The sequence below is a fragment of the Pseudomonas cichorii genome (genome assembly GCF_018343775.1).
Lineage (GTDB): Bacteria > Pseudomonadota > Gammaproteobacteria > Pseudomonadales > Pseudomonadaceae > Aquipseudomonas > Aquipseudomonas cichorii.
This window is the reverse complement of record NZ_CP074349.1, coordinates 2,671,490-2,691,395: the sequence shown is the minus strand read 5'-3', so window position 1 is coordinate 2,691,395 and position 19,906 is coordinate 2,671,490. Positions and strand designations below refer to the sequence as shown.

The 19,906-nt window shown below is 58.3% G+C and carries 19 protein-coding genes; 13 read left to right on the top strand and 6 right to left on the bottom strand.

What is annotated here, in order from left to right:
• Window positions 1-173: 173 nt before the first annotated feature.
• From KGD89_RS11880 to KGD89_RS11865, 4 genes are all read left to right on the top strand, one after another.
• Complete coding sequence (locus KGD89_RS11880) at window positions 174-848, top strand: heavy metal response regulator transcription factor (protein WP_025260002.1); 675 nt, start codon at window positions 174-176, stop codon at window positions 846-848.
• On the top strand, window positions 845-2,212 hold the full coding sequence (locus tag KGD89_RS11875; RefSeq protein ID WP_025260001.1) for a heavy metal sensor histidine kinase: 1,368 nt from the start codon (window positions 845-847) through the stop codon (window positions 2,210-2,212). Before KGD89_RS11880 ends, KGD89_RS11875 begins: the two co-directional genes overlap by 4 nt.
• 264 nt (window positions 2,213-2,476) lie before the next feature.
• Window positions 2,477-4,123, top strand: coding sequence for a methyl-accepting chemotaxis protein (locus tag KGD89_RS11870; RefSeq protein WP_404940683.1), 1,647 nt, complete (start codon window positions 2,477-2,479; stop codon window positions 4,121-4,123).
• 74 nt (window positions 4,124-4,197) lie between these two features.
• On the top strand, window positions 4,198-5,394 hold the full coding sequence (locus tag KGD89_RS11865; protein ID WP_025259999.1) for an HD-GYP domain-containing protein: 1,197 nt from the start codon (window positions 4,198-4,200) through the stop codon (window positions 5,392-5,394).
• Window positions 5,395-5,501: 107 nt separating this feature from the next.
• Here the strand turns inward: KGD89_RS11865 and KGD89_RS11860 are convergent, their stop codons facing one another.
• Complete coding sequence (locus KGD89_RS11860) at window positions 5,502-5,882, bottom strand: RidA family protein (RefSeq protein WP_025259998.1); 381 nt, start codon at window positions 5,880-5,882, stop codon at window positions 5,502-5,504.
• Window positions 5,883-5,972: 90 nt separating this feature from the next.
• Window positions 5,973-6,806, bottom strand: a complete 834-nt coding sequence (locus KGD89_RS11855; RefSeq protein ID WP_025259997.1) for an IclR family transcriptional regulator — start codon at window positions 6,804-6,806, stop codon at window positions 5,973-5,975.
• Between the two features lie 245 nt (window positions 6,807-7,051).
• Between KGD89_RS11855 and KGD89_RS11850 the strand changes: the two genes are divergently transcribed.
• The 9 genes from KGD89_RS11850 (at window position 7,052) to moaA (ending at window position 16,246) form a co-directional block, all read left to right on the top strand.
• Window positions 7,052-8,080: an ABC transporter ATP-binding protein gene (locus tag KGD89_RS11850; protein ID WP_025259996.1), complete on the top strand. Its 1,029-nt coding sequence runs from the start codon at window positions 7,052-7,054 to the stop codon at window positions 8,078-8,080.
• Complete coding sequence (locus KGD89_RS11845) at window positions 8,077-8,949, top strand: ABC transporter permease (protein ID WP_025259995.1); 873 nt, start codon at window positions 8,077-8,079, stop codon at window positions 8,947-8,949. The genes KGD89_RS11850 and KGD89_RS11845 overlap by 4 nt, the downstream gene beginning before the upstream one ends.
• Before the next feature lie 3 nt (window positions 8,950-8,952).
• Complete coding sequence (locus KGD89_RS11840; protein ID WP_025259994.1) at window positions 8,953-9,747, top strand: ABC transporter permease; 795 nt, start codon at window positions 8,953-8,955, stop codon at window positions 9,745-9,747.
• Window positions 9,748-9,771: 24 nt separating this feature from the next.
• Window positions 9,772-10,062, top strand: a complete 291-nt coding sequence (locus KGD89_RS11835) for a (2Fe-2S)-binding protein (RefSeq protein WP_025259993.1) — start codon at window positions 9,772-9,774, stop codon at window positions 10,060-10,062.
• Window positions 10,059-11,432, top strand: coding sequence for an FAD/NAD(P)-dependent oxidoreductase (locus KGD89_RS11830; RefSeq protein WP_025259992.1), 1,374 nt, complete (start codon window positions 10,059-10,061; stop codon window positions 11,430-11,432). Before KGD89_RS11835 ends, KGD89_RS11830 begins: the two co-directional genes overlap by 4 nt.
• Window positions 11,429-12,613 carry an NAD(P)/FAD-dependent oxidoreductase gene (locus tag KGD89_RS11825; RefSeq protein WP_025259991.1) on the top strand — a complete coding sequence of 395 codons (1,185 nt, stop codon included), beginning with the start codon at window positions 11,429-11,431 and terminating at the stop codon, window positions 12,611-12,613. Before KGD89_RS11830 ends, KGD89_RS11825 begins: the two co-directional genes overlap by 4 nt.
• The gene (locus KGD89_RS11820) at window positions 12,610-13,662 is read left to right on the top strand and encodes an ABC transporter substrate-binding protein (protein WP_025259990.1); all 1,053 of its coding nucleotides are present in this window, start codon (window positions 12,610-12,612) and stop codon (window positions 13,660-13,662) included. The genes KGD89_RS11825 and KGD89_RS11820 overlap by 4 nt, the downstream gene beginning before the upstream one ends.
• Window positions 13,663-13,805: 143 nt before the next feature.
• Window positions 13,806-15,158 (top strand): cation:proton antiporter, encoded by a 1,353-nt coding sequence (locus KGD89_RS11815; RefSeq protein WP_025259989.1) that lies wholly within the window; start codon window positions 13,806-13,808, stop codon window positions 15,156-15,158.
• 89 nt (window positions 15,159-15,247) lie between these two features.
• Entirely contained in the window at window positions 15,248-16,246 is a 999-nt protein-coding gene (moaA, locus tag KGD89_RS11810) for a GTP 3',8-cyclase MoaA (protein WP_025259988.1), read from the top strand.
• A gap of 144 nt (window positions 16,247-16,390) precedes the next feature.
• On the opposite strand, the gene KGD89_RS11805 is transcribed toward moaA, so the two are convergent.
• From KGD89_RS11805 to KGD89_RS11790, 4 genes are all read right to left on the bottom strand, one after another.
• Window positions 16,391-16,900, bottom strand: coding sequence for a chalcone isomerase family protein (locus KGD89_RS11805; RefSeq protein WP_025259987.1), 510 nt, complete (start codon window positions 16,898-16,900; stop codon window positions 16,391-16,393).
• A 185-nt stretch (window positions 16,901-17,085) separates the two neighbouring features.
• The gene (locus tag KGD89_RS11800) at window positions 17,086-17,673 is read right to left on the bottom strand and encodes a peroxidase-related enzyme (RefSeq protein WP_025259986.1); all 588 of its coding nucleotides are present in this window, start codon (window positions 17,671-17,673) and stop codon (window positions 17,086-17,088) included.
• Window positions 17,670-18,194 carry a CMD domain-containing protein gene (locus KGD89_RS11795; RefSeq protein WP_025259985.1) on the bottom strand — a complete coding sequence of 175 codons (525 nt, stop codon included), beginning with the start codon at window positions 18,192-18,194 and terminating at the stop codon, window positions 17,670-17,672. The genes KGD89_RS11800 and KGD89_RS11795 overlap by 4 nt, the downstream gene beginning before the upstream one ends.
• Window positions 18,195-18,328: 134 nt before the next feature.
• Window positions 18,329-19,894 (bottom strand): ABC transporter substrate-binding protein, encoded by a 1,566-nt coding sequence (locus KGD89_RS11790; RefSeq protein WP_025259984.1) that lies wholly within the window; start codon window positions 19,892-19,894, stop codon window positions 18,329-18,331.
• Window positions 19,895-19,906: the final 12 nt, after the last annotated feature.

Below are 19,906 nucleotides of genomic sequence, written 5' to 3'. Positions count from 1 at the left end.
AATGGCAGTTATCAGCGGGGTTGCTGGAAAATTACAATTTCGTTATCTGAAAAAAGTGCGGCGCTTTGGCCTTAAAGTAAGTAACACATCAGCATTGACTCTGTAGTCGCTACAGACTTCAGAATCCCTTCGCTTCAGCATCCACTGACTCAATTCAAACAGGATATTCAACCATGCGAATCCTTGTGGTCGAGGACGAGCCGAAAACTGCCGAATACATGCATCAGGGTCTGACCGAAAGCGGTTATATCGTCGATGTTGCCACGACAGGAATCGACGGCCTTTGTCTGGCCCAGCAACAGATCTATGACGTGGTCATTCTGGACATCAACCTGCCGGGCATGGATGGCTGGGATGTTCTGGCACAACTGCGTAAGACCAGTAATACCCGGGTCATGATCGTCACTGCCCGCGGCCGTCTCGATGAAAAGATAAAAGGCCTGGAATCGGGAGCCGACGACTATCTGGTCAAGCCGTTCGAGTTTCCCGAACTGCTGGCACGGATTCGCACCCTGATGCGCCGCAGCGAGCAGGCCAATGTGCCTCAGGTGCTGCAAGTGGCGGACCTGGAGCTCGATCAGGGCCGACACCGGGCATTCCGGGGCAAGCAGCGCATTGACCTGACCACCAAGGAGTTCGCACTCCTGCATTTGTTGATGCGCCACAGCGGCGAGGTTCTGTCACGTACCCAGATCATTTCTCTGGTGTGGGACATGAACTTCGATTGCGACACCAACGTGGTGGAGGTGTCCATCAGGCGCCTGCGGGCCAAGATCGATGACCCGTTCGATAACAAGTTGATTCATACCCTGCGCGGCGTGGGTTATGTGCTGGAGTCCCGGGAATGAAGCCCACGCGGCTATCGATGCAACTGGGGCTGACCGTCAGCCTGATGTGCGCCATCCTGGTGATCGTCATGGCGACGCTGGCCTCGCTGGCCATCTCGCGCCAACTGGATCTGCGGGCCAGCAACAGCCTTGAAGAAAAGCTCAAGCAGATCGAGCACAGTCTGACCGAGACGGCCAGCAGCGCAGATATCATGCTCAACCCCCATAATCTGCGCGACCAGATCATGGGCCATGACGATTTCAGTCTGGCGATCATCGATCCGGCCGAGCCGACACATGTGCTGTTCAGCATGGGCCCTGCGACGGCAGAACAGATTCTGGCCATGAACGCCGACAGCCCGGACACCGGCAAAGTGCTGATTGCCTCAAGGCTGGTGCCCTTGCGCGACAAGGAGAAGGTTACCGTCCTGCTGTCTCTCGACCGGCAAAGCGATACTGACTTGCTGCAGTCTTACATGACCTCGACCCTGATCGCCTTGCCGCTGATTCTGCTGCTGGTGGGCGCGGTCGCCTGGTGGGTGGTGCATCGCGGCCTCAAACCGTTGCGGGCCTTTCGCAAGGTGGCGCAAATGATATCGGCCCGGGATCTGACGCATCGGGTCAAGACCAGCGACTTGCCTGATGAACTGAGCAATCTGGCCCATGCGATCAATTTCATGCTGCACCGCCTGGACAGTGATGTTCAACAGTTGACGCAGTTCTCGGACGATCTGGCCCATGAGCTTCGCTCGCCCATGAACAACCTGATGGGCAAAGCCCAGGTGACGCTGTCCAGGGAAAGACCACCCGACGAGTACAAGCAGGTGCTTGAGTCATGCACTGAAGAACTGGAGCGCATGTCACGCATGGTGTCTCAGATGCTGTTTCTGGCCAGCGTCAGCCAGCCGTTGGCCCCCATCGCCTTCAGCCGAATCGATCTGGATGAAGAAGTAAGCAAGGTAGTGGAACTCTTTGCCTTGTCAGCCGAGGAAAAGAACATTGCCCTGCAGGTGACAGGTCGCGCCCGGATAAACGGAGAGCGCCTTATGATTCAGCGCGCCATCTCGAATCTGCTTTCCAATGCCATCAGGCACAGCCCTGAAGACAGTACGATCAGCATCAGCCTCGAACAGCAACAGGGTCAGGTTTCGCTCAGTGTCGGCAACACCGGAGAAGGCATCGAGGCCGAGCACCTGCCACGCCTGTTCGACCGTTTTTACAGAGTGCATGCCAGTCGTTCGCGGCATCAGGGCGGCACCGGGCTGGGGCTGGCAATCGTGCGCTCCATCATGAGCCTGCATGAAGGCCATGTAAGCGTACAAAGTACCCCGGGCACTTATACCCGCTTCACGATGATTTTCCCTGCTCCAGAACAACTCACTTAATAATTGACGGCAAATTAATGACACCGCATTAATTACTCTCATTCACTTTAGAGTGAAACTTTATAACCCCCCAAAGCGATAGACAGTTAACCTAAAAACTGTCTATCGGCCCCTCACGTCTACGTTCCAGAAAACTTGAATTAATAGATTCAATTGATACCGCTTTTACGCAATAAAAGTTTTCTGCACTCACTATATTTTTTTCACATCACAGCACCTACAGTGATATTACGTTGCCATGCGATTGATGTTGGCTGCTGCTCTATGGTGAGCAAAGAGGATCCAAAAATGAAAACAAGAAATATCCGATTGAACACCCGCGCCTTTCTCAGTTTCGGCATTATCTGCCTGCTTCTTATAGGCTTGGGGACAACGGTCATTTACAAGATGGACAGCCTGCATGACTCGGTCAGCAAGTTCCAGACCGACCTGCTGCCCAGCGTAAGGCAGGCAGGCAAGATCGAAAGCGCTGGCCTGCTCTACCGCCTGGATGCCCGGCGGTTCGTGATGGACGAAGAAAGACAGGGCAGCGCGTCCATCGACAAGTTGAAGGGTCTGAAAAACGCATTGATTCAGATAACCGACAGCTATGCTCCCATGGTATCCAGCGAAACCGAAGAACAGGCTTATCGTCAGGTCAAAACCAATGTCCAGGCCTATACCGCCAAGATCGACGAGTTGATGGAACTCAGCAAGACCAAGACCAACAACGAACTATTCATCTTTATCCGCGACACCAGCAGCCCACAGGCCAAGGCCCTGCAATCGTCCATAGAGGCTTTGATTGAGGTCAATGTCAAAGGCGCGGAAAAGTCGAGTGACACGGCAAACAAGGCTTATGAAAACGGACTGACCGTCACCATCGCGTTTATTGTTATCGCCGTTATTCTGACTGTACTGGTCGCGACCGTGTTTACCCGTAGCGTTGCCCGCCCCGTCAAGGCTCTGCTTGAAACCACTAAACGCATTGCCGAAGGCGATTTGCGTACGCACGTAGAAATTACCGGTGCCGATGAACTGACCGAATTGCAAAGTGCAACGGCAACCATGCTCGCCAGCCTGAAAAGTACCATCCAGCATATCTCCGACTCCTCCGGCCTCCTGGCTTCGGCGGCAGAGGAAATGAGCTCGATCACTCAGGAATCGACACATGGCATCCAGCGTCAATCCATGGAAACCGAACAGGCAGCCACTGCCGTCAATGAGATGACTGCCGCCATCGAAGAAGTTGCCCGCAATGCGGTATCTGCCTCGGAATCCACCCAGGCTTCGGAACGCTCGGCCAAGACCGGGCAGGAATGCGTCAGCAAGACCATAAATGCACTCGAAAAACTCAGCTCTACGGTCGACCGCACCAGCACAGAAGTCGAAGGGCTGGCCAATCAGGCCCAGAACATCACCAAGGTGCTGGATGTCATTCGCGCCATTGCCGAACAGACCAACCTGCTGGCACTCAATGCGGCCATCGAAGCAGCCCGTGCCGGTGAGCAGGGTCGTGGCTTCGCAGTGGTTGCCGACGAGGTCCGGGCACTGGCTCATCGCACTCAATCCTCGACCCAGGAAATCGAGCAGATGATTCAGAGCATCCAGAAGGACTCGACTCTGGCTGTGCAATCCATGAAGCAAAGCAGTGAGGAAGCCGATGCCACCTTGCTGATCGCCCAGGAATCCGGGACCGCGATAAAGGAAATCACCACTGCCATTTCCCAGATCAACGAACGCAACCTGCTGATCGCTACGGCTTCCGAAGAACAGGCCCATGCAGCGCGGTCCGTCGATCAGAACCTGGTCAGCATCAGGGACCTGTCGGTGCAAAGCTCTTCGGCTGCCGATCAGACCTCAACTGCAAGCCAGGAGCTTTCAAGACTGGCTGTCGATCTGAACCGACTGGTTTCCCGGTTCTCTGTCTAACTATCGAACTCGTCTGAACACTACAGGGATGAATGTTCTGCTGATTCACGATCAAGCCAAAGCAGGTATTTATCGTGCTGAAACACATTCCCGTCACCGAGCTTCGCCTCGGCATGTATGTCCACGAACTGTGCGGCTTGCGCGCCGACCACTCCTTCTGGACCAGCAGCTTTCTGCTCAAGCATGAAAGCGATCTGCAACGCATCCGCAACTCCAGCATCACCCAACTGTGGATCGATGGCAGCCGGGGGCTTGATATACAACCTGTCAGCCTCTCAGAGGCCCCTTCACTAACCGATGGCCAGGACCAGACTTGCGCGCTGGAAGAAGAAATCGGCTACGCCCGGGAGCTTTGCGCCCGCTCCAAAGCCGCCGTTGTCAGAATCTTCAGCGATGTACGCATGGGCAGGATCGCGGAACTGGAAGACATGGGTGACCTGATCGACGATATTTCCGACTCCCTGGCCCGTCATCCCGATGCCCTGCTCAGCCTGGCCCGCCTTAAAACGGCGGATGAATACACCTACATGCATTCGGTGGCGGTGGGCGGATTGATGATTGCCCTGGCACGTCAACTGGCACTGCCTGAAAGCCTGGTCAAGGAAGCCGGCATGGCAGGCCTGCTGCACGATGTCGGCAAACTGGCGATACCTGCGGCCATTCTCGGCAAGCCCGGCAAACTCAGCGACGAGGAATTTGCAATCGTGCGCAAGCATCCGGAAATCGGCCACCAGTTACTGGGCGAAAGCAAACACTTCAGCCCCAGGGTGCTGGATGTCTGCCTGCACCACCACGAACGCTTCGATGGCAGCGGCTATCCCGACCGGCTCGCCGGTTCACAGATCAGCCTGTTTGCACGCATGGGTGCCATCTGCGACGTCTACGACGCCATTACTTCCGACCGCCCTTACAAGACCTGCTGGAGCCCGGCAGAGTCCATCAGCAGAATGGCCGAATGGACCGGGCATTTCGACGAGAAGATATTCCAGGCCTTCGTCAAATGCGTCGGCATCTACCCGGTGGGCTCACTGGTGCGTCTGGAAAGCGGCAACCTGGGCATCGTCATGGAGCAGAACAAGGCTTCACTGCTGACACCCAAGGTCAAGGTGTTCTACTCGGCCCTGTGCAAGATGCCCATTGCCCATACCCTGATAGATCTCTCCATACAGGCTGGCGAGGACAGAATCGTCAGCCGCGAGTGCGCGAAGAGCTGGGGCTTCAAGAACCTGGACCATTTGTGGGCGGGGTCGCCTGAAAGCGTGGCGCATTGAATCTTTGGCGCCCTAGGAGCGAATTCATTCGCGAGAGGCGCGTTGAAATCCAAGGAAGATGTATCGCCTTCAATGACGTCTCGCGAATGAATACGCTCTTACTGGCGTTATGCCTTGGCCGCCATCGCCGTCACTTCCACTCGCATCCCTTCAACCGCCAGAGCTGCCACGCCGACAGCGGCACGCACTGGCCAGGGCTTGGCGAAGAAACGCTGGTAGACCTCATTGAATGCAGCACGGTCAGCCATGTCGGTGAGGTAGATGGTCAGGTGCAACACCCGGTCCATGGAACTGCCCGCACGCTCCAGCGCAACCTTGAGTGCCTGCAAGGTGCACTCGCTCTGCTCGACGATACCGCCCAGCTCCAGGCTGCCGTCGGCGCGTGTGGGAATCTGGGTGGAAACCAGCAAGCCACCGAAACCGGCAACGTCGGAAGAAATGGATGTGGCGTCGGGATCGGGGGTGAAGGTGATGTCCTGGTTGGCCATGAGAATCTCTTGATCAGTAGTAAGACTGGCATGTGGTGTCACGCCTTTTCGCGCTGCAGTTTACACACTTCAAAAAACGACATGAGTACTCTACCCCAGCCCGAACACCTGACTTGGCCGTCTCAGGGAAGGATCAAACGGGTTGATTTTTGCAGTAATTGCATTGGCTTCGCGCTTGAGCAGTTCGACAACGGTCATGAGCCGGTCCGGGCCCAGCCGGTCGCTGATGGTCGCCACGCTTAACGCTGCGACTGCACGGCCATTGCGATCGAGGATGGGGACGGCAAGTCCTGCCATACCGGGCAAGGCCCCGGTATTACGGGCGGCATACCCCTGGCGCCTGACATTTTCGACTTCCGAGCGCAGGAAGACTTCGTCGTACAGATGGAAATCCTGGAGCCGTGGCAGGTTGTAGCGAATGACGGTGTCACGCTCTTCCTCAGGCAGAAAGGCCAGAATCGCCAGACTGCCCTGCCCCACACCCAGCGCAACACGGCCGCCGATATCGCCGGTGAAGGTGCGAATAGGATATGGCCCTTCGCTGCGGTCCAGGCAGATGGCATCAAAACCGCTGCGCGCCAGCAGAAACAGTGAATCCCCCAGAGACGCCGACAGCCTTAACAACCCTGGCCGTACCAGGTCGCGCAGATTACCGGCATTACCGGCCCTGGCCGCCAGGGCGAAGAACTCGATGCTCAATCGATAGCGTTTGCTGAGTACATCCTGCTCGACCATCCCCTCGTCCATAAGGCTGCGCAACAGGCGATGAGTCGTGGGCTGGGAAAGGCCGACTTGCTGGGCCAGTTGCGTGACTCGCTCGCCTCCTTCGGGACATTCGCCCAGACAACGCAGCACGGCAAACAGGCGGGAAACAGCACCTGTACCGACTTCTTTTGATTCTTCATTCCGATCAGTGGAATTCATTGCCAATTTTCCAAACATTAAATTCATTAAATGAATAAATTCAAAAAAAGATGTTATTCAGTGAAATTCTCCATTGAGTGCATCCTAGCCTTCGTCCTACTCTCGGTCCACAAGGGCGATTTGAACAATCATCGGTAGCCGACACAGAGCGAGCACCCCGTCCACGCAACTGCATGATCTCACTTCGCATCTGCCCACGATAAACGCGTGCTTCGGCACGCACGTAGAACAAGGTGCAAGCAGATATGGCATTTCTCCAGCTTGAAGGACTATCAAAACGCTACGGCTCCATCGATGCCGTCATCGCCACCCACCTGGCGGTAGAAAAAGGCGAGTTCGTTTCACTGCTTGGCCCCTCAGGCTGCGGCAAGACCACCACCCTGCAAATGATCGCGGGCTTTGTCGACGTCAGCGCCGGACGCATTGTGCTGGACGGTCGCGACATCACTCATGCCAAGCCCAGCAGCCGAGGCCTGGGCGTGGTGTTCCAGAGCTACGCGCTGTTCCCGCACATGAGCGTTGCCGACAATGTCGCCTTTGGTCTGCGCATGCGCAAAGTGCCAGCGGCAGATATTCAGCGGCGAGTAAGCCGGGTACTGGAGCTGGTTCGCCTCAGTCAGCATGCCGCTCGCTATCCTCGCGAGCTGTCAGGCGGGCAACGTCAGCGTGTCGCACTGGCCCGGGCGCTGGTTATCGAGCCGCCCGTGCTGTTGCTCGATGAGCCGCTGTCCAACCTGGACGCCAACCTGCGCGAGGAAATGCAGTTCGAAATCCGACGCATCCAGAATGAGGTCGGGATCACCACGCTGATGGTCACCCACGATCAGGCCGAAGCGCTGTCCATCAGTGATCGTGTTGTTGTCATGCAGGCCGGTCGTATTACCCAGATCGACGAGCCTTACACACTCTACGAGCACCCACGCACGCGCTTCATTTCCGGCTTCGTCGGCAAGGCCAACATGCTGTCGGGTGATCTGGATGAAAGCGGTTTGCCTCAGGTGCGGGTGGCTGGCGGTGATGGTGCCCTGACCCTGAGCCTGCGCCCGGAAAAGATCGACCTGACAGAGCCCGGCACAGGCCGCCTGCAAGGCCAGATAGTCACCCGTTATTTTCTTGGCAGCCAATGGCTGTACCGCATTGAAACCGAGATTGGCGAGCTGACCGTTGTACGCCGCAACAATGGCCAGCCGCCGCTGCCGGAAGGCTCAGCCGTTGGCATGGACTGGCAGACCGAACTGTTGCGCGTGCTCGATACCGATGAGGTACACCCATGAGCCCGCTGAAGGAAATACGTCAGGGCGGGCGTGGCTACTGGCTGTCAGCGCCCGCACTGGCGCTGTTCATCGGCCTGCTGATTCTGCCTCTTGGCTTGACACTGGTGCTGTCGTTCAACGTTTTCGACTACGAAGTCGGGGTCAAAAACGATAGCTACACACTGGCCAACTACATCGCCGTCCTGACTGATTCGTACTTCTACGAAATCTTTCTGCGCACCTTCTGGATCAGTGCGCTGGTCACCCTGCTCTGCGTGCTGATCGGTGTGCCGGAAGCCTACATTCTCAGTCGAATGGGTACGCCTTGGCGTTCGATATTCCTGATTCTGATCCTCACTCCCCTGCTGATTTCAGTCGTGGTCCGCGCCTTTGGCTGGAGCCTGCTGCTAGGTGCCGACGGCCTGATCAATCAAATGATCCAGGCCATGGGCGGACGCCCGGTCAAGCTGCTCTATACGCCGTTCGCCGTCATTATCGCCCTGGTGCATGTGATGCTGCCGTTCATGATCATTCCTGTCTGGACCTCGCTGCAAAAGCTCGATCCGGCTGCCGAACAGGCTGCCCTGTCGCTGGGTGCAAGCCAGGCCAAAGTCATGCGCCTGGTGGTTCTGCCTCAAGTCATGCCAGGCGTGCTGTCCGGGACTCTGATCGTCTTCGGGCTGGCCGCCAGCTCCTTCGCAATCCCCGGCCTGCTGGGTGGTCGACGTTTGAAAATGGTCGCCACGGTGATCTACGACCAATACCTCTCGGAGCTGAACTGGCCCATGGGCGCGACCATTGCGGTGGCGCTGCTGCTGGTGAACCTGCTGATCATGCTGTCGTGGAATCGCATGATCGAAGGCCGTTATAAAAAATCCCTGGGGGAATGATCCATGTCCAAGAACGGTCCTCTGGCCTTGTCATTTCATACGCTGGTCGTGGTGTTCATGCTCGCGCCACTGGGGGTTGTATGCCTGGTGGCCTTTACCCCGGAAAACACCCTGAGCCTGCCCACCACCGACTTCTCGCTGCGCTGGTTCAAGGCGGTTTTCGAGCGGGCGGACTTCATCGACTCGTTCTATAACAGCCTGATGCTGGCCTTCGTTTCTGCCACGCTGGCCACCCTGATTGCCGTGCCTGCTGCGCTGGCCATCACTCGCCATGAGTTCCCGGGGCGCAACTTTCTCAATGCGCTGTTCCTGTCGCCGATCATCATTCCGCATCTGGTGCTGGGCGTGGCAATGCTGCGACTGTTTGCGCTGATGGGTGTCAATGGCAGCTTTACATGGCTGATCCTGGCCCACGTGGTGGTGATTACGCCTTATGTGTTGCGACTGGTGATCGCCGCCGCCATCGGCATCGACCGCAGCGCCGAACAGGCTGCCGAGTCATTGGGTGCAAGCCGCTTCACGCTGTTTCGCCAGATTACCCTGCCGATGATCCTGCCTGGCGTCGCCGGAGGCTGGCTGCTGGCATTCATCAACAGTTTCGACGAGGTGACCCTGTCGATCTTCGTCACCTCGCCAGCGACCCAGACCCTGCCGGTGCGCATGTACGTCTACGCCACCGAATCCATCGACCCGATGATGGCCGCCGTTTCCGCGCTGGTCATTGCGCTGACCGCCGCCACCATGATTCTGCTCGACCGGGTCTATGGCCTGGATCGCGTACTGGTCGGCAAACATTAACTTCAGGCCCGGAGCGCATATTCAATGGCATTGCTGAAACGACTGGTCGAACTCGACCGTCCGGCCCTGTCCTTCACCCTGGATGGCCAGCCCGCCAGCGGGTTGCAAGGCGATACATTGCTGACCGCCGTACTGACGGCGAGCGAGCATCTGCGCGGCAGCGATTTCAGTGCAGAACCCCGTGCAGGGTTCTGCATGATGGGAGCCTGCCAGGAATGCTGGGTACGCTTGGGAGACGGGCAGCGGGTGCGGGCCTGCTCGACCCTGTTGCAAGCCGACCAGATAGTCAGTCGCGAACCGGGGCGTCAGTCATGAGCACAGACACTGACCTCAGAAAGGTCGTCATCATCGGCGCAGGCCCTGCTGGCATCCGGGCGGCGCAGACCTTGCTCGAACATGGCGTAAAACCCTGCCTGATCGACGAAGGCCTGCGCGGCGGCGGGCAGATTTATCGCCGTCAGCCGGAGAACTTCAAGCGCTCACCCAAGGACCTGTACGGCTTTGAAGCAGGCAAGGCGGTTACAGTGCATAAGGCCATGGACGATCTGGCCGACAGCATCGACTATCGTGCGCAGACACTGGTCTGGAATGCCGAAAACGGCAGGCTCGACACCCTGAGTCAGTTGCGTGCCGGGCAGATCGACTTCTCTCAAGTGATTGTCGCCACCGGTGCAACGGATCGCATTCTCCCCGTTCCAGGCTGGACACTGCCAGGTGTCTACAGCCTGGGCGCTGCGCAAATCGCCTTGAAGTATCAGGGCTGTGCCATCGGCGAAAACGTTGTGTTGGGTGGCAGTGGCCCTCTGCTCTATCTGGTGGCTTATCAATATGCCAAGGCCGGGGCCAAAGTCGTGGCCGTGCTCGATAGCGCCCCCTTCAGCGCACAATGCCGGGCCTTGCCTGCCTTGCTGAATCAACCGGCCACCCTTGCCAAAGGCCTTTATTACCGGGCATGGCTGACGGCTCATGGCATACCGGTGCATCAGGACGCGACACTGCAGCGTATCGAAGGTGAGAAGCGCGTCACTGGCGTGCGTTGGCAACACAAGGGCCAGCAAAAGCAGTTGGCGTGCGATGCCGTGGCCTTTGCCCATGCCTTGCGCAGCGAAACCCAACTGGCGGATATGCTCGGCTGCACATTCGGCTGGAGCCCGTTGAACCGGGCCTGGCTGCCGACACGCGACAATGCGGGACGCAGCAGCGTCGCAGGCGTTTATCTGGCAGGTGATGGTGCTTCAATAATGGGCGCCGATGCTGCACAGATGAGCGGAGAGCTGGCAGCACTGAGCCTGCTTGAAGACAGCGGGCACTCTATCGACCAGGGCCGCCTCTCAACCCTGCAAAGCAGACTGCAGAAGATCGAGCACTTTCGCCTGGGACTGGAGACGGCCTTCCCGTTCCCTGTCGAGTGGGCCGCCAAAGTGCCCGACGAAACCATCATCTGCCGCTGCGAAGAAGTCAGCGCAGGCGAGATCAGAGCCACAGTGCAAGAAGGCCATTGGGAGATCAATCGGGTCAAGGCCATGTGCAGGGTCGGCATGGGGCGTTGCCAGGGCCGCATGTGTGGCATGGCTGCGGCGGAAATCATTGCCCGGGAAAGCCATCGCAGGCTGGACAACATTGGTCGACTGCGCGGCCAGGCTCCGATCAAACCGCTGCCGTTCGGCCTGGAGACTGAAGCATGAGCCGCCCCATGGAAACCGATGCGTTGATCATTGGCGGCGGCATCGTCGGCGCCTCTGCTGCGCTGATGCTTGCACTCAAGGGCAAGCGGGTAACGCTGCTGGAGCGTGACTTCTGCGGCTCACACTCCAGCGGAGTCAATTACGGCGGCGTCAGGCGCCAGGGTCGGCCTTTGTCCCAACTGCCTCTGTCACAGCGGGCCCACGAGCTATGGGGAATCCTGCATGAATTGATCGGCAGTGACGGTGAGTACGTGCGTTCCGGGCACCTGAAACTGGCCCGCAACGAACAGGACATGAATGCCTTGCGCGCCTACGAACAAGCCAGCCGGGCCTTTGGCCTGGGCCTGCAACTGCTTGATCGCACACAGTTGCTGGCTCGCTACCCCTGGGCCGGTGATGTCGCCGTAGGCGCCTCACTGTGCCCGGACGACGGGCATGCCAACCCGCGCCTCGTATCACCGGCCTTCGCCCGTGCGGCGCACAAGGCAGGTGCGCAGATCTTCGAGCAGGCTCAGGTCATCGACGTGGAACATGACAGTCAGGCGTTCATCGTCCGCACAGCCAGTGGCCTGCAATTGCGCGCTCCCTGGCTGCTCAATTGCGCCGGTGCATGGGCAGGTACGCTGGCGGCACAATTCGGTGAACCCGTGCCCATGTATTCGGGTTATCCCGCCATGCTGGTGACCGAACCACTGCCCATGTTCATGGATGTCAGCACCGGGGTCGAAGGTGGCGGTATCTATGCAAGGCAGGTGGCCAGAGGCAATTGCATCCTGGGCGGCGGTCAGGGATTCGCCCAGGACCCGTTGCGCGCCCGACCGGGACAGGCAGCGATTCTGGACATCCTGCGCAACGCCGTCGAACTCTACCCGCCACTGGCTGGCGCCCACGCCATCCGCACCTGGAGCGGCACCGAGGGCTACCTGCCCGACCGTGAACCGGTGCTCGGCCCCAGTCTGCACCAACCCGGCCTGTTGCACGGCTTCGGCTTTGCCGGCGCGGGCTTCCAGATTGGTCCGGCAGCTGGCGAAGCCCTGGCCGAATGGGTCTGCCATGGTCGGTCATCGATTGCCATCGAAGCCTTTTCCATCGGCCGCTTCCAGATCCCGGAAACACCAGCCATTACCCCCGTACTTGCCAGCAACGTCATTCCAATACACAGAGGAAGGTCGCCCAAATGAAGATTGCCAAACGTATCGCACTCTCAGGCCTGTCATGCCTGCCACTCACCGCCCTGCTCGCTTCGCAGCCTGCACTGGCTGAAACGACGCTGTACCTGGGCATGAACGGCGGAACCATGGAGCGCCTGTATGCCGATCATGTGCTGCCGGCTTTTGAAAAGGCCAACAACGTCAAGGTCGTGATCGTGCCCGGCACTTCTTCGGACATCTTGGCCAAGGTTCAGGCCAGCAAGGACAATCCGCAGATGCACCTGATATTCCTTGATGACGGCATCATGTATCGGGCCATTTCCATGGGCTTGTGCGATACCTTGCAACCCAGCGCGGCATTGGCCGAATTGCCCCCTCAGGCCAGAATCAAGGATCAGGCTGCCGCCGTGAGCCTGGGTGTGACAGGCTTGGCCTACAACACCCGCATGTTCAAGGAAAAAGGCTGGAGCGCTCCTGCTTCCTGGATGGATCTGGCTGACAAGCGCTTCAAGGACAAGGTCGTGTTCCAGTCACTGGCATCCTCGACCTTTGGCCTGCATGGCTTTCTGATGTTCAACCGTATCCAGGGCGGCACCGAGAGCAACGTCGAACCCGGCTTCAAGGCCTGGCCGAAAACCATTGGCCCCAACGTGCTGGAATACATCGCCAGTTCGGCAAAAATCTCCGAGATGGTACAGACCGACGAGGCCGCCCTATTTCCCCTGACACCGACTCAGGTCACGGCCCTGAAAATCAAGGGTGTGCCCGTGGAATACGCACAGCCCAGGGAAGGCGCCGTGGTGTTGAACGTCGCCGAATGTGCCATCGCCAAAAACAACCAGCCGCAACTGACCCAGAAGCTGGCAGCCTACCTGCTGACCGCCGAAGCTCAGGCCCCGGCCCTGGAGCTTGGCGACCAGATCCCGTCCAACCCCAATACGCCCACCACTGACAAGACCCGCGATCAGGTCCAGGCCATGAAGAAATACCTGGAAACCGCCGTGACCATTGACTGGGATCAGGTCAACCAGATTCGTCCCGAGTGGAATGCACGCTGGAGTCGCAGCATCGAGCGCTGAAACTCAGCGCGAATGAGTGCGCTGGCGTCCCGCACCACTCATTCGCGTCTCCCACTGTCAGATTCCTTCAACTAACCCGCCACCCCACAGTCACACCCTCATGCGCCCTACTTTAAGGACGATATGGCGATGGGCGTGACTCCATGAGCTTCACTATCTGCATGACTGTGCTCGGCGCGTTGTTGATGCTACTGGCACTGACCTCATCCTTTTTGCGCTGGTTGCCAGTCACGACGTCGGCGGTGTGCCTGGCGTTCGGTTTCGCCATTGGGCCGATGGGGCTGGATATGCTGAAGCTGGACGTCCATGAAGCCAGGCACTGGCTGGAGCGTCTGACCGAGGTTGCAGTGCTGTTTTCGCTGTTCAATACCGGGATCAAGTTGCGACAGCCGCTGCGCAGCAAAGCCTGGCATTCGGCGTACTGGCTGGCCGGCCCGGTGATGCTTGCCACGATTGCTGGTACGTGCCTGGCTGCGCATTACCTGTTCGGTCTGTCATGGGGTATCTCGCTGCTGCTGGGTGCCATGCTTTCGCCCACCGATCCGGTGCTGGCCGGGCTGGTTCAAGTGACCAATGCCCAGGATCAGGACCGCCTGCGCTTCGGACTTTCCGGCGAAGCAGGCATGAACGATGGCACGGCGTTTCCGTTCGTGATCTTTGCCTTGCTGTATATGAGCAATGGCGGGCTGGAAGCCGGATGGATTCAGCACTGGGCACTCAAGAGTCTGGTCTGGGGCGTACCGGCCGGCATGTTGATCGGCTACGGCATGGGCCGTGGCGTCGGGCATCTGATGATCTTCCTGCGGATCAGGAATTCAGACAGCACCACTTCACCCAATGACTTTCTCGCACTGGCCTTGATTGCCTTGTCTTACGTGGTGGCAGAAGGCGCAGGCGCCTTTGGTTTTCTCTCGGTATTCACTGCAGGGTTCGGCTTGAGACAGGCAGAGGCGCGCATCACTCAATCCCACGTTCCCTCGGAGCATGTTGCTCAGCCGGTGATTGGCCATATGACCGCCAATCAGGAAAAGGCCACGGTCGCCGAGGGCGAGGACCTGAGCGAGTCGCAATTGGCTGCCGGAATCATGATGGGGGATATGCTGGCATTCGGCAGTCTGATCGAACGCTCCATGGAGGTACTGTTGATTACCCTGCTGGGGGCAGCTCTGGCGTTGTACTGGGACTGGCGAGCCGTTGGTCTGGGTCTGGCCCTGTTTTGCATCATTCGTCCGGCCAGCGTCTGGCTGCTGGTGGGCAGACGCCTGCTGGACCGGCGCCAGAAGGCTCTGGTCGGCTGGTTCGGCATACGTGGAATCGGCAGCCTTTATTACCTGTGCTTTGCCTTGACCCACGGTTTACCGCAAGATGCAGTCCATACCGCCATAGGGATGACGTTGTCGGTGGTTGCGTTGAGTATCCTGCTGCATGGCATTAGCATCCAGCCTTTGCTGGAGCATTACGAACGTCGCTCGGCAGGCGATAGCAAGACGCCATAGATCCAGTCGATCATGTCATCATCACAAGCGATTGGACTGCGGCAATTGGACTCAGCAAGCTTACGGCTACAGCATATTGAGAAGGTGAGATGTCAGATCCCGTCCTGATGGACCGTTTTGCACGCAAAGTCGATTATCTGCGCATGTCGGTCACCGACCGGTGCGATTTTCGCTGCGTGTACTGCATGGCCGAAGAGATGACATTTCTGCCTCGCCAGCAGATCCTGTCCCTGGAAGAAATCCACCAGATTGCCGAACGCTTCGTTGCCCTGGGTACCCGCAAGATACGCCTGACCGGTGGCGAGCCGCTGGTACGTGCCGGTATCGTCGACCTGTGCAAGCGCATCGCCGCCCTGCCCGGCCTGCGGGAACTGTGCATGACCACCAATGGCTCTCAACTGGACAAACTGGCCAGGCCGCTGTTCGACGCCGGGGTCACTCGCCTCAACATCAGCCTTGATAGTCTGGACCCGCAACGTTTCCGGGAAATGACACGCACCGGCGATCTGAGCAAGGTGATTGCCGGGATCGACGCTGCCAATGCTGCCGGTTTCACCCACACCAAGCTCAATTGCGTAGTGATGCAAGGCCGCAACGATCATGAGATCAATGATCTGCTGGCCTTTGCTATCGACCGCAAGCTGGACGTTTCCTTTATCGAGGAAATGCCCCTGGGCATCATCAGCGAACACAGCCGCGCCGAGTCGTTCTATTCCAGCGATCAGGTACGCGAGCGCATCGCCGAGCGCTACACACTGGTTTCGTCCACCGACTCGACTCAGGGCCCGTCGCGCTACTGGCGCCTGGCCGAAGCCCCTGATATTCGCATCGGCTTCATCTCTCCCCACAGCCATAACTTCTGCGGCACCTGCAACCGCGTGCGCCTGACGGTGGAAGGCCGTTTGCTGCTGTGCCTGGGCAACGAGCATTCGGTTGACCTCAAAGCCGTGCTGCGGGCCAACCCCGGCCAGCCCCAAAAGCTGGAAAAGGCCATAGTCGATGCCATGCAGCTCAAACCATGGAGCCATAACTTCACGCTTGATGACAATGTGCAGGTCGTGCGTTTCATGAACATGACAGGCGGCTAGTTACCAGGACGACAGAAGTGATACCGGCCTGAAACACAAAGAACTCATTAAAGACACAAGCCCAATGAAACAGCTGGTTTCATTGGGCTTTTTGTTTGGCAATTGGTCAACGAAGGACACATTCATAAAAGCTTTACTGAGGCGTCATTTACCCAGCAATTGCTCACGTAAATCGGGGTTGCGGGTCTTGGGGTCCAGCCAGATGGAGAAGAACGCCTTGGCGAACTCGCTATCCTGGACCACATGCTGCAGCTTGGGGCCTACATAGAAGCGCGCTTCACGTCCCGGCAGGTAGACACCGGTGATTTTCATGCCTGGCTGAACATCGACGAAAGACTGCTGCATCTGCTGACGCCACACGGACAACTGCTGATCGCTGACGGCCGATCCGGAAATACGCTGGATCTCATCGATGCTGGCATCCACCAGGTCTTCCCGGTCGATGTCGCGATGATAAGTGAGCTCCAGCGCCATGGGAGCATCCGCCACAAACGGCTTTGCAGGGCTCCAAAGACGGGCCGAATAGATACGGAATCCAAACACACTGAAGTCGCCGGAACCGACGACACGGGAATCAGGCAATGCTTCACGCCAATCGGCAAATGCGCTGCCGCTGAGCAGAAGCACCAGCCACAACCAGCGCGACGCGATCATGTGAAGCCTCTGTGGTGCCTGCGGGATGACCCACAGGTAGAAAGATGGAAGAGCCAGTGGCGTGGTCTATACCGTAAACGGCAATGTCAGCGCCACGCCAGCTGGCTCTGCTGTAAAAGCTATACTACAGCGGTAATTTTGTACAACACTCGGACAAAGTTTTTTATCAAAAATGAAACAATCTTTCACACTGCTGGATAAAGCGGCTCACCCAGATTGAGCATCAACCGGTTGGCCCAGGCAAAAATGGAAATGGCGTGGATCAGATCCAGTACCTGTCCATCATCGAGCCCCTGCTCACGCAACGGCCTGATATGTTCGGCGCCCAAGGCAGCCGGGGCCAGGGTCAGATCAATTGCAAAGCGCACAATGGCCTTTTCCCGTTCCGTGGTTCCCGACGTCTGTGGATCGGCAAATATCTGCGCAATCACATCATTGCGCTTGGCCAGTTGCTCGAAACGCTGGGCATGCACTGAAGCACAATAAACACACTGATTGACTCGTGACACGACGGTACTGGCCAGTTCGCGCTCCGCACGGGACAAACCGCCCGGCGCATACATGATCGCGTTGAACGCAACGGACCGCTGACGCAGGATCTGCGGCTGATGGACCAGTGTCAGGTAGTAATCCGACGTCTTGGCCTGGGGATGGCTCTCTTCCAGTACCGCCAGTTGCTCCGGCGTGGCGCTGTCCACTTGCACCGTGGGCAACCAGGCCTTCCAGCCCAACACTTCGTTGGTAAATCCGTTGCTGCGAATGGGCTCGCTCATTGTGCTTCTCCCATGGCTGACAAGGCACCAAGGCCGGCCGCCAGCCGTACCTGATACGACAGGAACGCAATCAACTGCGCCAGCACCACGATTTCAGACGAAGAGAGACCCGCGGCCTGCAGGACCTGCAAAGCAGCACGATCGCCTTCGACCGGCGACTCGATCAAGGTCCGGGTGAACACCAGAATCGCCGACAGACGCACATCGCTGAGCGCTTCGATGGAGCCGGAATCAATGGCGGCCACCAGTTCCGATTCGACATTCAGCACCTGCAACTGCTCAAGGTAGTAGCCTGCCAGCAAGGCGTTTGGTGTCAGATGGCTGGCGTAATACGCCACCAGCAGACGCTCGACGAGGGACAGATTATCTTGAAGCGCCGGGTCGAAAAACAGCTCATGACTGCCCTGCGTTGCCGCCACGACTTTGTCACGGGCATGGCGCACCTTGTACAGACCGGTTTCAGGCTCGATGCCCAGCAAGGTATCCAGGACATCGAGGCCCGGTTCTACAGTTGAGGTCATATTCATTCCCATCAAAATCATGAATTAACAAGTAGGAGCGAATTTATTCGCGAGAGGCCCAAGAGCATCTGGCGCCTTCGGTGACGTCGTCGCGGATGAGCGGAGCGCCGCCCGATCCGCTCCCTCTCATATAACTAAGGCTGTTCGGTCACCATGCTCGCGGCAGTGCGGTCACTGACCAGTGGCTCGACTTTCAGGCCTTTGCGCGCAGCCCAGATGTTCTGGTAATGGAACAGCGGGATGATGCCGACATCGTCAGCCACCACCTTGGCAGACTGCTCCAGGATCGCCCGGCGCTTGGCATCGTCGAACTCGGAAGTAGCATCAACCAGCGCCTGATCCACCAGCGGGTTGCTGTAATGACCCCAGTTGGAGGCACCGCGACCCTTGACGCTGTCCACCGTGGTCAGGATGTTGGTCAGTGCATAGGCGGCTTCGCCCGTGCCGTTACCCCAGGCAACCACGCTGATCGCAAATTCGTTCTTGTTGGCCTTGCCTGCGTAAACGGCCCACGGCAGGACTTCCAGTTGTACCTTGACGCCAATGCGCGACCAGAACTGCGCCACCGCCTGCAGGGTTTCCGGCGCCTGCGGGTAACGGTCGCCCGGTACGTGCACGGTCAACTGGAAGCCTTCGGGGAAGCCCGCCTGAGCCAGCAGCTCCTTGGCCTGTTTCGGGTCATAAGGGATGTTCTTCAGCTCGGAGCTGTAGCCAAAGGTCTTGGCCGGCATCCACTGATTGGCCTCGGTCACCGTGCCCTGCATGATGCGCTCGACAATCGCCTGGCGGTTGATGGCCAGGTTCAAGGCCTTGCGTACTCGTACATCGCGCAGCGGGTTCTCGGCCAGCGGCTTGCCGGCATTGTCACGAATGAACTCGTTGGGGCCTTCACGGAAGCTTGGCTGAATCAGCAAGGCACGCAGGCCCGGATAAGCGAAGACACTGACATTCGGGCTTTTCTTCAGGCGTTCCACATCGGTTGGCGACACCTTATCGATCACGTCCACATCACCGGCCAGCAAGGCCGCCGTACGGCTCGCGGCGTTGGAGATGAAGCGATAATCCACTTTGTCCCACAGCGGTTTCGGCCCCCAATAGTCTGCATTGCGCTCGAAGATCGTGCGATCGCCCGGCACGAATGACACAAAGCGATAAGGCCCGGTACCGACCATCGCCTTGCCGCTGTTGTAATCGGCGCTTTGCGCGTCGGCACCCACGTGGCGGCTGACGATGTAGATCGAATCCACGTCCGGCAGCAGGTTAGCGTTGGGTGTAAGGGTCTTGATGATCAGGGTGTGATCATCCTTGGCCGTGACCGACTCAACGGTACGCATGGCCCCTGCATAAGACGCAACGCTGCCCGGCACCTTGCGGGCACGCTCGAAGGAGAACACGAAGTCATCGGCGGTCAGGGGCTTGCCGTCCTGCCATTTGACGTCCTTGCGCAGGTTGAACTCCCAGGTCTTGTCGTCCAGGACTTTCCAGCTTTGCGCCAGACCCGGCAGGGTCTTGTCGTCACGGCGATTGACCAGCGACTCGAAGGCATGCAGGGCAACCGAGCGGTCACCGGCATAGTTGTTCAATTGCGGGTCAAGCGAGGAGACCGGATCGGCATAACCGATACGCAGACTCTGCGCCGCTGCGCTGCCGGCGGCCAGGATCAGGGCCGAGGCCAACAGTGAACGGACAAGTGGTTTCATGGGCTATTCCTT